This is a genomic window from Shewanella algidipiscicola, assembly GCF_003605125.1.
Taxonomy (GTDB): domain Bacteria; phylum Pseudomonadota; class Gammaproteobacteria; order Enterobacterales; family Shewanellaceae; genus Shewanella; species Shewanella algidipiscicola.
The window spans coordinates 307193-321523 of the sequence record NZ_QPQT01000001.1 but is presented as its reverse complement, the minus strand read 5'-3'; the positions used below and the strand labels follow the sequence as shown (position 1 = coordinate 321523).

The window sequence follows — 14331 nt, the reverse complement described above, 5'->3', positions numbered from 1 at the left end:
TGACCAAGGAGACTAAGAATGAGTGCCATTATTGAAACCATTGTTGGCCACACGGCTATCTTAACCATGAACAATCCGCCTGCAAACACGTGGACGGCTGACAGTTTACAGCTGCTTAAGCAAAAAGTGAGTGAACTTAACGCCAACAAAGATATTTACGCGTTAGTGTTAACGGGTGAGGGCGACAAATTCTTTAGTGCTGGTGCCGATCTCAAACTGTTTGCCGATGGTGATAAAGGCAATGCGGCTACCATGGCTAAACATTTTGGCGAAGCGTTCGAAGCCCTCAGTGGTTTTCGTGGTGTCTCGATTGCCGCAATCAACGGCTATGCCATGGGGGGCGGTCTCGAGGTGGCGCTTGCCTGTGATATTCGCATCGCTGAAGCGCAAGCTGTGATGGCATTGCCTGAGGCGACCGTCGGCTTACTGCCTTGCGCGGGGGGCACGCAAAATCTCACCGCCTTAGTCGGGGAAGGCTGGGCTAAGCGAATGATCTTATGTGGTGAGCGTGTCGATGCCGATAAAGCATTGCAACTGAGGTTGGTCGAGGAGGTCGTGGCCAAAGGTGGCGCGCTCGATGCTGCAATGACGCTGGCGGCCAAAGTGGCCAACCAGAGTCCAAGCAGCGTGACTGTATGTAAGCAGTTGATTCAAGCGGGCCGTTCTATGCCACGTTCTCAGGCGCTGCCGCTGGAGCGAGAATTATTTGTTGGCCTGTTTGACACCCAAGATCAGGCCGAGGGGGTTAATGCGTTTTTAGAGAAGCGCCCAGCAAAATGGACCAATAGCTAATGAGTATTGAGCAAAGCAATAGTGTGGTATTTCAAACCTTAGGCACCTTATCGGGCATGCAGGTCGGGGTGGCCACGCTGAACATGGAAAAGGCGCTTAATGCGCTCAATATGGAGATGATCCAGGCGCTGACGCGTCAACTGACTGCGTGGGCGCAAGATGATGCCATCGCCATGGTGGTGTTAGATGGTGCCGGTGAGAAAGCCTTTTGCGCCGGTGGCGATGTACGCGCCCTGTATCACGCCGCTAAAGAGACGCCGGGTGAAGTGACCGAGATGGCGAGGGTGTTTTTTACCGACGAGTATCATTTAGATCATCTACTGCACACCTTCGATAAACCAGTTTTGGTGTGGGGCGATGGCATAGTGATGGGCGGCGGCCTCGGACTCATGGCTGGCGCCAGTCATCGCATTGTCACCGAAAAATCGCGCATCGCCATGCCAGAGGTGACCATTGGACTTTACCCTGATGTGGGGGGCAGTTATTTCTTAAATCGTATGCCTGGCCATATCGGCCGTTTTCTCGGCATGACCGCTTATAATATGAATGGTGCCGACGCTCATTTTGTGGGGCTGGGTAATCATTATTTGAATAGTGCCGATAAAGAGCCCTTATTGGACGCGCTGTCGAGCGTCGATTGGGAAGCCGATATTGGGGCCAATCATACTAAACTCAATGCATTAATTGAGGCGATGTCGGGTCGCTGTGCTATCCCGATAGGCCCCAGCACATTGGCCGATAATCAAGGGTTAATTGATGAGTTAATGAGCGGTGATTTAGCCCAGATCATGGCCAAAGTGACAGCGGCGCAACATCAGCTACCTTGGCTTGAACGGGCAATTAACACCCTGTTGGCGGGCAGCCCGCTGAGTCTGCATCTGGTGTATGAACAATCACGTTTAGGCACAGAGTTATCACTTGAACAAGTGTTTCAGTTTGAGCTTGGACTGAGCTGCAACTGCTGCGCGATAGGTGATTTTGTCGAAGGGGTGCGCGCACTGCTTATCGATAAAGATCGCCAGCCGCAGTGGAAGTTCGCCAGTGTTGACACTGTGCCAGAGGCGGCAGTATCGGCGCTACTGACGTCCCCTTGGGCGGCGGCAGAGCATCCGCTCGCCACACTAGGCCAATAATGGCCCATAAGGTCGATGGGGTGATTTCGCCCCGCGACCATTACCCTATCAACTTAGCCCCTAAAAGGAGCGAAATATGAGTACGGTTGCATTTATTGGTTTAGGTAACATGGGCGGCCCAATGGCGGTTAACCTAGTAAAAGCGGGTTTTACCGTTAAAGCGTTCGATCTGTCTAAAGATGCGCTGCATCATGTGAGTGAGCAAGGCGCCATCCCAGCGCCGAGTGCCTGCGCCGCTGCGGCAGCGGCCGATATCGTGGTCACCATGTTACCTGCGGGCAAGCATGTGCGCGCCTTATACCTTGGCGACGATACCAATAAAGGGATTATCGATGTGGTTGGCCAAGGTACCTTATTGATCGATTGCTCGACCATTGATGCCCAGAGCGCGCGTTTTGTTGCCGAGCAAGCCAAAGCTAAAGGGTTAGAATTTATCGATGCGCCCGTATCGGGCGGTACCGCCGGCGCGAGTGCTGGCACGCTTACGTTTATCTGTGGCGGTAGTGACAGTGCCTTTGACCAAGCCCAAGGGGTATTAAATGCCATGGGTGCGAATATATTCCACGCGGGCGCCGCTGGCGCTGGGCAAGTGGCTAAGATCTGCAACAATATGTTGCTGTCGGTCTTAATGGTCGGTACCAGTGAATCATTACAGATGGGGATAGATCATGGTCTTGATCCAAAAGTGCTTTCTGAGATCATGAAAGTCAGTAGTGGTGGTAATTGGGCGCTAGATAAATATAATCCCTGTCCAGGTGTGATGCAAAGCGTGCCGTCATCGAACGGTTACCAAGGCGGTTTTATGGTGGATTTAATGGTAAAAGACTTAGGCCTGTCGCAAGAAGCGGCGCTGCTGTCTAATTCCAGTACCCCGATGGGCTCCTTGGCACGCAGTTTATATGTCAATCATGCCCGCCAAGGTAACGGTAAGCGTGATTTTTCGAGTATTTTTGAGCAGTTTAATAACAAAGGGTAAGTTGATGGATTTAAAAGATAAGGTAGTCGTCATCACAGGTGGCGCAGGCGGACTTGGTTTTGCGATGGCACAAGAGTTAGCGGCGGCTGGGGCGAAATTGGCGCTTATCGATGTCGATCAAGAAAAACTCGAACGCGCCTGCGCCGATATTGGCGCGGCGACCGAAGTTCAAGGTTACGCTTTTGATATCACCGATGAAGAAGATGTCGTGGCGGGGTTTGGCTACATCTTAGAAGATTTCGGACAAGTGAATGTGTTAATCAACAATGCTGGTATTTTGCTCGACGGCATGTTGGTCAAAGCCAAAGATGGCAAGGTGACCGACCGTATGTCATTTGCGCAATTCCAAGCGGTGATCAATGTGAATCTGACGGGGTCATTCTTGTGTGGCCGTGAAGCGGCAGCCGCCATGATTGAATCACAGCAGCAGGGCGTGATCATCAATATCTCCAGTCTTGCTAAGGCCGGTAATATTGGTCAAACCAACTATGCGGCGTCAAAGGCCGGTGTCGCTGCGATGTCGGTTGGTTGGGCGAAAGAGCTCGCGCGCTATAATATTCGCAGCGCAGCCGTAGCACCCGGTGTGATAGAAACCGAGATGACAGCGGCCATGAAGCCAGAAGCGCTTGAGCGTCTTGAGAAGATGGTGCCGGTTGGCCGTTTAGGTCAAGCGAGTGAGATAGCCTCAACGGTTAAATTTATCATCGAAAACGATTATGTTAACGGCCGAGTATTTGAAATCGACGGTGGCATTCGTATTTAAGTTAACTGTTTTGATACACCAAGCAAAACGGGCGTATGCCCGTTTTTTGTTGGCCCATTTCATCAATGAGCTAAATGAGTGATACTTAACTAGCTTGTTCAGTCATAAACGTCATATACGTCGCAGCGAGTCTTAGATATTTGTCAGCGATTATGTGAGCAACATTTAAATACCTTGTACACTAATATATAGGTCATAAGAGGTTAGGCAGAGATTATGTGGATAGAAAAAGTGGCCAAGCAGTTGATGTTGCTGGTTGGCATTGTGGGTGTGTTAGTGATTTACAGTGGCTTCTTTTATCTGTTGCTTCAGCCACAAGGGCCGCAGTTACCTTGGTATATTTTGCTTTCTCCTTGGTTATGTATCTATTTTGGTTTAAACACGCAGCAACAGCGCAACACTCAGCGCTGGTTAATGCAAAAATTACCCTTTAAGCGTTCAAATTAAGCGCTATTTTCCGCTTAAGCCTTTTAAAATGGCGCAGTCTGGTTGGGCGCCGCCTGCGCAGTGATCGATCAAGTCACTCAGTTGTTGTTTCAGTTGACTCAGTTGCTCGATGCGCCGGTTAATCTCAGCAAGATGCACATTGGCAATGCGCTTGACATCTTCGGCGCAGCGGCCAGTATCACTTTTTAAATTCAGTAGCGCACGGCAGTCCTCTAGGCTGAAGCCAAGCTCACGGCAGTGATGCAAAAAATGCAATTCATCCAACTGAATATGGTTGTAATAACGGTAACCGTTATCGCCACGCTCGGCACATACGAGACCGATATCGTGATAATAGCGGATGCTTTTAACCGATAAGCCTGTCAGTTTTGCTGCCTCACCAATATTGATCATAGTTAACTCCACACATTGACTCTCCCATTAGAGGAGACATTACGCTTGATGGTAGAGAAAGACAAATTAATATCCATCACAGAGGAGTCATACCATGGATAAACTCACCTTTTATGTGCCGACCATGAATTGCGCCAGCTGCGTAGCCAAAATTGATAAAGCCATGGCGGCATTAGCTAGCGATGGTGAGCAGGTCGAGACATCAGTCAACCTTGCCGACAAACAGGTGACTGTGGTGGGGATAGCTCAGGCGCAGCGGGTGGCTAGCGCATTAGCAAACGCCGGCTATCCCGGTCAGCAAGTGATCGACCAGCAGTTAGCTATCAAAGAGCGACAAGAAAATGAGCGTAAGGAGTACCACACCCGGTTATGGCAATCCATGGCGGCGCTTGCGCTCGGTGTACCTATGATGCTGTGGGGATTGTTAGGTTATGAGATGATGATCAACAGCCCCGCACAGCAAGTGGGCTGGGGGATCATGGGAGGGCTCACTTTCGTACTGCTTATCACCACAGGTGGCCATTTTTATCGTGGCATGTACAGCGCGCTTAAGGCAGGCAGCGCCAATATGGATACCCTTATTGTGTTGGGCACCAGTTCGGCGTGGCTCTATTCTATGCTGGTGGTTGTCATACCCCAGTGGTTCCCAGCAGACACCCGCCATGTTTATTTTGAGGCCAGTGTGATGATTTTAGGCTTAATTAATCTAGGCCATGCGATGGAGCTGCGTGCACGCGGTAAAACCAGTGAGGCGGTCAGTAAACTGATTGGCTTGCAAGTGACCAGCGCCACTCGAGTGACAGATGCTGGCGATGAAATTGTCGAGATTAGCGCCATTAAGATTGGGGACAAGTTGCGCCTTAAACCTGGTGAGCGTGTAGCACTGGACGGTGACGTACTTGAGGGGCAGGCGCTGATCAATGAAGCGATGTTAACCGGTGAGCCAGTGCCGGTAGAGAAGCAACCTGAGGATAAACTAAGTGCTGGGACGGTCAATGAAAATGGCAGCCTAGTTTATCGGGTCACCGCCAAACAACAGCAGACTAAACTGGCAAAAATTATCGAACTGGTGCAACAGGCGCAAACCTCGAAACTGCCCATCGGCAGGCTGACCGATAAAATTGCTGCCTATTTTGTTCCTGTGGTGGTGTTGATCGCCATTGTTGCCGCCATAGTGTGGTTTGTGGTGGGGCCTGCACCCCAGTTGAGCCACGCGCTGGTGGTGTTAACTACGGTATTGATTATTGCCTGCCCCTGTGCACTAGGGCTAGCGACGCCGATGTCGATCATGGTGGCGGTGGGCCGTGCGGCGCAGATGGGCGTGTTGCTTAAAAATGGTGAAGCGTTGCAGACGGCCAGTAAAGTGACCACAGTAGTGCTCGATAAAACTGGCACTATCACTCAGGGCAAGCCTGCTGTCACCGATGTGGTCACGATCGCCGAGATGACCCGTGACAATCAGCTTGCTGGCAATCAAGGTGTCGATAATGAAGCGCCAAGCCCTCTTAGTGAAGATAAGTTAATTGCCTTGCTGGCCAGCGCGCAGCAGCGTTCACAGCACCCCTTAGCGGCGGCCATGATAACAGAGGCAAAACGCCGTGAATTAGTGCTTGGCGAGGTTGACAGTTTTAACAATATCACCGGCCAAGGGATTGTGGCCAAGGTGGGTGGCCATACATTGGTGGCCGGTAACCTTAAGTTAATGCAAGCAGAGCAGATTGGTGATATTGCGTTAGCATCAAGCCATGTCAGTGATTTTGCCCAAGTAGGAAAAACGCCGATTTATTGTGCCATAGATGGTCATCTACAGGCCGTAGTGGCGATTGCCGATCCCATAAAGGCCGATGCGCAAGCAGCGGTGGCAGCCCTGTTGCGACAAGGCAAAAAAGTGGTACTGCTCAGTGGCGATAATCAGCACACCGCAACGGCCGTCGCGCAGCAGGTGGGCATTAGCGATGTGATCGCCGAGGTGAGTCCAGAGCAAAAGCTGGCGCTTATCGAGGCGCGTCAATCAAAAGGGGAAGTGGTTGCTATGGTGGGGGATGGTATTAACGATGCCCCTGCGTTAGCCAAAGCCGATGTCGGCATAGCGATGGGCAGCGGTACGGATGTGGCGATAGAGAGTGCGGGTATCACCTTACTTTCTGAACGCGTAATGACCTTGGCCGATACCTTTATGCTGGCTAACGCCACCATGAACAATATTAAGCAGAATCTGTTTGGTGCCTTTATTTATAACACCTTGGGGATCCCAGTGGCCGCAGGCGTCTTGTTTCCGTTCACTGGCTGGTTACTTAGCCCTGTGGTGGCGGGCGCAGCGATGGCGCTGTCTTCTTTGACTGTGGTAACCAATGCCAATCGGTTACGAGGACTGCGTTTAGGAGCCATTTCTCATGAAAAATAGGGGGAACGCACTCTCTTCGGGCTGGGTTGGTTGTTAGTTGTTGTTAGCCATGACGTAGCTTGGCTACGTCATGGTGTCGATATTTTATGCAGCTTTTCTGGGGAATCTTTAGGGTTGTCATTGCTAATTACCACCTAAATCGCTATAGTAGCGCGCTTTAATTTGTCCCTTTTAGCGCGGTGTATCATCACTGCAGCCTTGACTGAGTGTCTTTAGCCAGTTTGGGTATCAGATGGTCATCATTGGCAGCGCTTCGCTTAACTAATTTCGGAATTTCACATTGATCACAACAGCTAATATCACCATGCAGTTTGGCTCTAAGCCGCTGTTTGAAAACATCTCAGTCAAATTTGGCGGCGGCAATCGCTACGGTCTTATCGGCGCTAATGGTTGTGGTAAATCAACCTTCATGAAGATCTTAGGCGGCGAGCTTGAGCCTACTTCGGGTAACGTGTCACTCGATGTCAACGAGCGTCTAGGTAAGTTAAGCCAGAACCAGTTTGGTTATGAAGAGTTCAACGTGGTTGATACTGTGATCATGGGCCATGCTGAGCTGTGGAAAGTCAAGCAAGAGCGTGACCGCATCTACTCTTTGCCAGAAATGAGTGAAGAAGATGGCATTAAAGTGGCTGAGCTTGAGATGGAATTTGCTGAGATGGACGGTTATACCGCCGAATCTCGCGCCGGTGAATTATTGCTGGGCGTGGGTATTCCGCTTGAGCAACACTTTGGTTTGATGAGCGAAATCGCACCAGGTTTTAAGCTGCGTGTGCTGCTTGCTCAGGCACTGTTTAGTGACCCAGATATCTTGCTACTCGATGAGCCTACCAACAACTTGGATATCGACACCATTCGTTGGTTACAAGAGATGCTCAACCAGCGTAACAGCACCATGATCATCATCTCGCACGATAGATATTTCTTAAACTCTGTCTGTACTCACATGGCTGACTTGGATTACGGCGAACTGCGCGTTTATCCGGGTAACTACGATGAGTATATGATGGCGGCTAACCAAGCTCGTGAGCGTTTGATGTCTGATAATGCTAAGAAGAAAGCGCAAATTGCTGAACTTCAAGGCTTCGTTGCACGCTTCTCGGCTAACGCCTCTAAAGCGAAACAGGCGACCTCACGTGCCAAGCAGATTGATAAAATTAAGCTTGAAGAGGTGAAAGCCTCAAGCCGTGTGAATCCATTTATCCGTTTCGAGCAGGAAAAGAAACTGTTCCGCAACGCATTAGTGGTTGAAGATTTAGCTAAAGGTTTCGATAGCAAGCCGCTATTTAAAGGCGTTAACCTGATTGCTGAAGTGGGCGAGCGTATTGCGATACTGGGTGAAAACGGTGTGGGTAAAACCACCATGTTACGTACCCTTATCCATGATATTCCACAAGATGAAGGCAGCATCCAATGGTCTGAAAACTCAGCCATAGGTTATTACGCCCAGGATCATGAGTCTGATTTTGAAAACGACATGACCTTATTTGACTGGATGAGCCAGTGGCGCAAGCCAGAAGATGACGATCAAAGCGTTCGTGGTTACTTAGGCCGTATGTTGTTTGGCTCTGATGACATCAAGAAGTCAGTCAAGGTGTTATCAGGTGGTGAAAAGGGCCGTATGCTATTTGGTAAACTCATCATGCAAAAGCCCAACATCTTGGTTATGGATGAGCCAACCAACCACTTGGACATGGAATCGATTGAGTCGCTCAACAATGCACTAGAGATGTATGAAGGCACATTGTTGTTTGTCAGTCATGACCGCGCATTTGTATCATCACTCGCCACCCGTATTATTGAGATCACCGCCGATGGCGTGAACGATTTCAGAGGTACTTACGATGAGTTCTTGCGTAGCAAGGGTGTCGATGCCTAATCGCCGCTAAACCTCATTGATAAAAAAGCCCAAGGCAATTACATTGCCTTGGGCTTTTTGTTGGTTGGCTGTTTTAAAACGGCTATTTAGCGAAACGTTGTGCTAGATATTCAAACACCGCTCGAATACCAAAGGCTTCACCGCCAATGGGGCGACCGGGTAAGGTGCGGTTGTTCCATGCCATGATATCAAAATGGCTCCAGCTTACCTTGTCATCCACAAAGGCTTCAAGATACAAGGCGGCGGTGATCGCGCCGCCAAAAGGCGTCTTACCACAGTTGGCTAAGTCGGCAATATCGCTGCCAGTAAGATCAAAGTAGGCTTTATGCAGCGGCATGCGCCAGACGGGATCTTCAACCTTAAGTCCAGCGGCGGTAATGCCAGCAGCCACTTCGTCATCATTACTAAAGAAGCCTGGTAATTCAGTACCTAAGGCGATGCGCATGGCGCCGGTTAGGGTGGCAAAGTCGATCAGCAGATCGGGTTTTTCATCACAGGCATCGGCAAGGGCATCACACAAGACTAAGCGGCCTTCAGCGTCGGTGTTATCAATCTCAACGGTTAAGCCTTTACGGGTGGTGATCACATCGCCTGGACGAAATGCATTCGCCGAGACCGCATTTTCTACCGCGGGTACCAGTACGCGCAGGCGCACAGGCAGGTTACTGGCCATGATTTGATGGGCTAAACCAATCACATGGGCCGCGCCGCCCATATCTTTCTTCATCAAGCGCATGCCTGCACCGGGTTTAAGGTCTAAACCGCCCGAGTCGAAACAGACCCCTTTACCCACTAGCGTCACTTTAGGCGCGTTTTCATCGCCCCAGGTTAAATCGATAAGCCGCGGCTGGTTGTCACTGGCACGGCCAACCATATGTATGGTCGGGTAGTTTTGCTCAAGCAGTGCATCGCCGATGATTTGTGTCACTCGGCCACCAAACTCTTCAGCCAAGGCCTCCATGGTGTCGCCCAAATCTTGTGGCATCATGTCGGCAGCAGGGGTGTTAACCAGATCGCGTACTATGGTCACCGAACGTACCAGCTTTAATGTGCTGGCGACCAAAGCGGCATTATCAATAACAAGTTGAGGATACTGTTTATCATTTTTCTTGTAACGATCGAACTTGTAAGCCCCTAATGCCCAACTGAAAGCGGCGACTTTACATTGAGCTTCGCTGGCATCGAGGTAGTACTGATTGGCGGGCAGTTGGTTGACGATATCGCCGCAAACCCAGTAGGCATCGGGTGAGTCGCTGACATAAACAACCTGTGCTAGCTCTCCGTTTGCGGCGGGGATAAGGCTTAATCCTTTGCCTGAAAACTGGGTGGTTTTCAGCCAATTTTGTTGTGCTGCTGGCAATTGCTCATACCATTGTGAAAAATCTTCAGTTGCAATGATCGACAAGGGGATGCCGTTGGAGCCAGTTATAAGTAGTGGAGTCATTGGGTATCATCTTATTTGAGGTCAAAAAATCAATTAAGATTATCACGCTAGCGCCACAAGGTGAATGTGGCGGGTGATTTACTGCGGGGTATTGCTGACTTTTTCTACAACGTGTATATCTCGTTTATGCTGTTGGGCCATACGGTTAAGATGGGCCTTTCGCTCTGATAAGTTATTGAAAGAGCTAGGCAGTATCTCAACGCCCACCACCTTAGCCAGTTTCACCACTATGGGGATAGTGATTGGCGCAAAGGGTAACACGGCAAAAACGCCTAAACCTAGGCCCTTAATAAGATCGGCTAACTGTCTATTGGCTAGCTTTAACTCATCTTTACTCGCCTGTTTACGAGTGTAGCGTTTGTAGGTCACCAACATCTCTTTGGTTTCCTGTTTTTCTTGTGACAGGGCATCTTTAAGTACCAGCATATCGCGTTTTAAACGCAGGCCCGCTCGACGCCGACTGATATGAAATACCCTAAAAGGCGCTTTATGTAATTTACGATAAATTTTCATTGCTCGATTGTCTCATAGGGTCATCCTGACACCTACTTTTATCGCTGCGCGATAGAACTTTTTGGTCGTTTTTTTGCGTTGTAGATAATATCAAAAAGCGGATCACAATTGCGTTGCGTCGTTTATTAAGATGAGGCTAATGGGACAACAAGAGACTGTGGCTAAACAGGTCGGTGGCGGTTTGTTGAAAGAGTTTAGTGACCAGTTTTGCTGGCATCTAGGCTGACGGATCTTAGGGGCTTACCCCGTGAGGTGCTAACACCTCACGGGGTAAGTGAGTCAATACTGACTCAGGGCTATACGCGAAAACGCGCCACCAATACCTGTAATCCCGCTGCCAGTCTAGCAAGATCGTCACACGCCTGTGCGGTTTGCTCCACCGATTGGCCGCTCTGCTCTGCAATATCACTAATGGTGGTAATGCTGCGGTTGACCTCTTCTGCGGCCAATGATTGTTGCTCCACGGCGGCCGACACTTGGATATTCATGTCGTGGATCGCCTCTACTGAGTGGTTTATCTCGTTGAGCGTACTTTGGGTACCCGCAATTTCAGTGACGGCATCATTACTCTTTTGGCTACTGCGCTGCATCACATTGACCGCATCTTGAGTACCGCTTTGAATACCTGCCACCATCTCTTCAATTTCCCCCGTGGACTGCTGGGTACGCTGGGCGAGGTTACGCACTTCATCGGCCACCACGGCGAAACCGCGGCCAGCCTCTCCTGCGCGCGCCGCTTCAATCGCGGCATTGAGGGCGAGTAGGTTGGTTTGCTCGGCAATATTACGGATCACCTCAAGGACTTGCTCAATACTGCGACTTTGCACTTGCAGATCGCGGATGGTTTGCGAGGCTTGTTCCACTTCTGTCGCGAGTGAGTGAATCGCATCGACGCTGCGCGCAACCGTGCGATTGCCCTCTAAGGCGACTTCAGTGGTTGCTTGCGCATTGGTTGCGGCGTTATGAGTATTGCCCGCTATCTCTTGGATAGAGGCGGCCATTTCGGTCATGGCGGTGGCCACTTGAGTGGTTTGGTCACGCTGGGTCACAACGCCTTGGCGGGTTTCACCAGCGACTGCCGATAACTCTTCTGTGGCGGCAGCCATCTGATTTGTTGAGTCGGCCACTTGCTGTACCAGCTCTTGAATTTTAGAGATAAACAGGTTGTAGCCTTTGGCTAAATCACTGAGTTCATCTTGACCGCTCTCATCTAGCCTGCGGGTCAGGTCGCCTTCACCTTCGGCGATATCTTGCAGGGTTGTGACAGTCGATTTCAATGGTCTAATAATGGTTTGGGACAAGCAATAGGCAATAAACATGGCAAATGCAATGGCAGCGATGGCCATGATGATGACGAAATTGCGCGTCTTATTGGCAGAATTAGCATAAAAGCTTCTGTCCATCGCGATTTCAACAACTGCAATAGGTTTACCAGAGAAGTCATTAATATTTTTAACTAAGGTCGCCCATGGGCGGCTTTGGCTATTATTTTGGCCAATAACGGTTTGTCCCTTCCACGCCGCTAAGATAGCGTCTTGGCTGACGAACGATTGCCCATTAATGGTTGAGGCTAACACCTTGGTGCTGCCATTGTTGACGGCATGAATCGCAATATCCACATTGCTACCAAATGCTTGGCTAAATCGGTTGGCGAAATCTTGAGATAGGTTAAGACCAAACTCAATCGATCCTGTGTGTTGCCCTTGGTAATTCATGGGGACTAAGCCTCGAATACCAATGCCAGCAACGCCACCGTCCATGCCTCTAACGGGTTGACGTGTGCGATTCACTTGTACAATTGTTTCGCGGAAATTGGACAGGTCGTCATCGTATTTGTCTAGTTTATGCAAGCGTAGATAAGAGGTGGCAGGGGCGGTATGAAACTGAAATTGCGCTACGCCATAGTGCTGTTTAAGCACATCAAAAACGGGCTTGAATTCGCGGGTCAGCTCAGCACGGTTGCCCTCTGCGAAGGCTTGTTTTACCGATGGTTGATTGGCGACAATTGCGCTCATGGCTTCAGCAAACAGCGCCTGAGTGTTAATTTGCGAGCTGGCGGCGCCATAGAGGCTCTCCATTTCTCGCTTCTCTGCTTCAGAGATCAATTGGTTTGAGTTGACTAGATAGAAGATTGCCATAATGGCGACAGTCAGCGCCACTAAACTGGTAAAGCCGCCTGCGAGGCGAGTCCCGATGGTTAAATTTCTAAACACTTGTTGACCCTTTACTTTTTCGATTGCCTGCCTCGTAGGCTGCCAATCACATTAAATGGTGACATAGCTAAACACAACGAATTCCCTTTTTATGTTTATCCGTTTGTTTGTAAGTGAGCCGAGCTTGTTTTGACTCTTGAATATACAGCGACAATTCTAGAGTAAACTTGATCTAGAATAAGGAATCTTACCTATAAAAATGTCCATATCTTGCTGTAATTACAACAATGTCTCGCTTTAGCTAACTTTTGGTAACACAGCTAACATCTAGGTTGCTATTTTTTACCATAATTGTATGTTCACATCCTGAGTGGGGTGAATGCTGTTACATAACGCTAAGCATTTTACAGGGAGTGATTTTGGCTTAATAGCGCCTGTATCTCACAATCAATAAATTCTCAACTGAATCTTGTATTGAAGTTTTAGATGCTATTTATTAAGCTGTCATTATCGTGCAAGTTTTATCATGGTTTTACACCTCTACATCATCTCAATATCGTCAATTGCTTTTAATTAGTTTTTAATTTATAAGTTTTATCGCTATGAAATAGTAAGATTTTTATTTTTAATCTTATTATTTTGTTGTGTTCGGTTTAATGTTTTAACCCGTTGCCTATTTTAGGCTTTATTGCCATGATTATGGTCGGTCACTCATTAACGAAAATTCAGTTTTTGGAGGGTAAAGGAGCGATGTTTGTCTTGCTCTGTTTTGGATAATATGGGATTTATGATGGGGAAAGTTCAATCATAAGTGCCTAGATCAGATAGTCGGCTCGGCGTTGCATTACAGTGAACGCGTTTGAGCCTAACCGCATGCCTTGACGGTGATGCGTTAGTGATAATAATAAATTTACAAAGGTTAGGTAGATTAATTATGAGTAAGAAGCCAAATATTACAGTATCTTCTATCGACTTAGCTCGATTAGAAAAAATGATTGATTCGTTAGATGGCCAGCATATCGCTGAAATTGATGATTTAATGACTGAGCTTGAGCGAGCAAAGATCCTGCCTCCAGAGCAGATGCCCGCTAACATAGTGACCATGAACTCGACAGTGCGCTTTAAAGTGGCCTCATCGGACAAGGAGTTCTCGTTGACCTTGGTTTATCCTCAAAACCACAATGGCGATGTGGGTCAAATTTCAATTTTGGCCCCAGTGGGCAGTGCGCTACTGGGGTTAAAAGAAGGCGATGAAATTGAGTGGCCAAAACCAGGAGGAGGTCAGTTATTGGTTAAGATCATCGCGGTTGAATATCAACCTGAGCGAGCGGGCGAATATCACTTATAAACGTCATGACTGAATATTGCCAAGGCTACACCCAATAGGCTTAATTCAGGCGAGTGTCAGATAAAACCTCCCGTTTTAACGTGAGCTCA

Annotated in this window: 12 protein-coding genes; 8 read left to right on the top strand and 4 right to left on the bottom strand. The window is 48.9% G+C overall.

The window, feature by feature from the left end; genetic code table 11:
- Positions 1-18: 18 nt before the first annotated feature.
- The 5 genes from DVO77_RS01385 (at position 19) to DVO77_RS01365 (ending at position 4111) form a co-directional block, all read left to right on the top strand.
- Complete coding sequence (locus DVO77_RS01385; RefSeq protein WP_110458154.1) at positions 19-792, top strand: enoyl-CoA hydratase; 774 nt, start codon at positions 19-21, stop codon at positions 790-792.
- Entirely contained in the window at positions 792-1925 is a 1134-nt protein-coding gene (locus DVO77_RS01380) for an enoyl-CoA hydratase/isomerase family protein (protein ID WP_119976998.1), read from the top strand. Before DVO77_RS01385 ends, DVO77_RS01380 begins: the two co-directional genes overlap by 1 nt.
- A gap of 76 nt (positions 1926-2001) precedes the next feature.
- Positions 2002-2901 (top strand): 3-hydroxyisobutyrate dehydrogenase, encoded by a 900-nt coding sequence (gene mmsB, locus DVO77_RS01375; RefSeq protein ID WP_119976997.1) that lies wholly within the window; start codon positions 2002-2004, stop codon positions 2899-2901.
- A gap of 4 nt (positions 2902-2905) precedes the next feature.
- Positions 2906-3664, top strand: a complete 759-nt coding sequence (locus tag DVO77_RS01370) for an SDR family oxidoreductase (protein ID WP_110458151.1) — start codon at positions 2906-2908, stop codon at positions 3662-3664.
- 216 nt (positions 3665-3880) lie between these two features.
- Positions 3881-4111, top strand: a complete 231-nt coding sequence (locus tag DVO77_RS01365; RefSeq protein WP_211328743.1) for a hypothetical protein — start codon at positions 3881-3883, stop codon at positions 4109-4111.
- Positions 4112-4114: 3 nt separating this feature from the next.
- Here the strand turns inward: DVO77_RS01365 and DVO77_RS01360 are convergent, their stop codons facing one another.
- Positions 4115-4504, bottom strand: a complete 390-nt coding sequence (locus DVO77_RS01360) for a MerR family DNA-binding protein (RefSeq protein WP_308444035.1) — start codon at positions 4502-4504, stop codon at positions 4115-4117.
- Positions 4505-4598: 94 nt separating this feature from the next.
- On the opposite strand from DVO77_RS01360, the gene DVO77_RS01355 reads away from it, so the two are divergent.
- Entirely contained in the window at positions 4599-6908 is a 2310-nt protein-coding gene (locus DVO77_RS01355; protein ID WP_119976995.1) for a heavy metal translocating P-type ATPase, read from the top strand.
- A gap of 280 nt (positions 6909-7188) precedes the next feature.
- Entirely contained in the window at positions 7189-8784 is a 1596-nt protein-coding gene (locus tag DVO77_RS01350) for an ABC-F family ATPase (RefSeq protein ID WP_119976994.1), read from the top strand.
- Between the two features lie 82 nt (positions 8785-8866).
- Here the strand turns inward: DVO77_RS01350 and DVO77_RS01345 are convergent, their stop codons facing one another.
- The 3 genes from DVO77_RS01345 to DVO77_RS01335 all read right to left on the bottom strand — a co-directional run bounded on the left by DVO77_RS01345 (position 8867) and on the right by DVO77_RS01335 (position 12954).
- Complete coding sequence (locus DVO77_RS01345; RefSeq protein ID WP_119976993.1) at positions 8867-10228, bottom strand: leucyl aminopeptidase family protein; 1362 nt, start codon at positions 10226-10228, stop codon at positions 8867-8869.
- Between the two features lie 78 nt (positions 10229-10306).
- On the bottom strand, positions 10307-10741 hold the full coding sequence (locus DVO77_RS01340; protein WP_119976992.1) for an LETM1 domain-containing protein: 435 nt from the start codon (positions 10739-10741) through the stop codon (positions 10307-10309).
- 296 nt (positions 10742-11037) lie between these two features.
- A complete protein-coding gene (locus tag DVO77_RS01335) occupies positions 11038-12954 on the bottom strand; it encodes a methyl-accepting chemotaxis protein (protein WP_119976991.1) in 1917 nt (638 codons plus the stop codon).
- 874 nt (positions 12955-13828) lie between these two features.
- On the opposite strand from DVO77_RS01335, the gene rnk reads away from it, so the two are divergent.
- The gene (rnk, locus tag DVO77_RS01330) at positions 13829-14242 is read left to right on the top strand and encodes a nucleoside diphosphate kinase regulator (protein WP_110458144.1); all 414 of its coding nucleotides are present in this window, start codon (positions 13829-13831) and stop codon (positions 14240-14242) included.
- The last annotated feature ends 89 nt before the right edge of the window (positions 14243-14331 follow it).

Coding starts and splice junctions, on each gene's coding strand:
- DVO77_RS01385 (WP_110458154.1), top strand. CDS start 19: ATGAGTGCCATTATTGAAACCATTGTTGGCCACACGGCTATCTTAACC.
- DVO77_RS01380 (WP_119976998.1), top strand. CDS start 792: ATGAGTATTGAGCAAAGCAATAGTGTGGTATTTCAAACCTTAGGCACC.
- mmsB (WP_119976997.1), top strand. CDS start 2,002: ATGAGTACGGTTGCATTTATTGGTTTAGGTAACATGGGCGGCCCAATG.
- DVO77_RS01370 (WP_110458151.1), top strand. CDS start 2,906: ATGGATTTAAAAGATAAGGTAGTCGTCATCACAGGTGGCGCAGGCGGA.
- DVO77_RS01365 (WP_211328743.1), top strand. CDS start 3,881: ATGTGGATAGAAAAAGTGGCCAAGCAGTTGATGTTGCTGGTTGGCATT.
- DVO77_RS01360 (WP_308444035.1), bottom strand. CDS start 4,504: ATGATCAATATTGGTGAGGCAGCAAAACTGACAGGCTTATCGGTTAAA.
- DVO77_RS01355 (WP_119976995.1), top strand. CDS start 4,599: ATGGATAAACTCACCTTTTATGTGCCGACCATGAATTGCGCCAGCTGC.
- DVO77_RS01345 (WP_119976993.1), bottom strand. CDS start 10,228: ATGACTCCACTACTTATAACTGGCTCCAACGGCATCCCCTTGTCGATC.
- DVO77_RS01340 (WP_119976992.1), bottom strand. CDS start 10,741: ATGAAAATTTATCGTAAATTACATAAAGCGCCTTTTAGGGTATTTCAT.
- rnk (WP_110458144.1), top strand. CDS start 13,829: ATGAGTAAGAAGCCAAATATTACAGTATCTTCTATCGACTTAGCTCGA.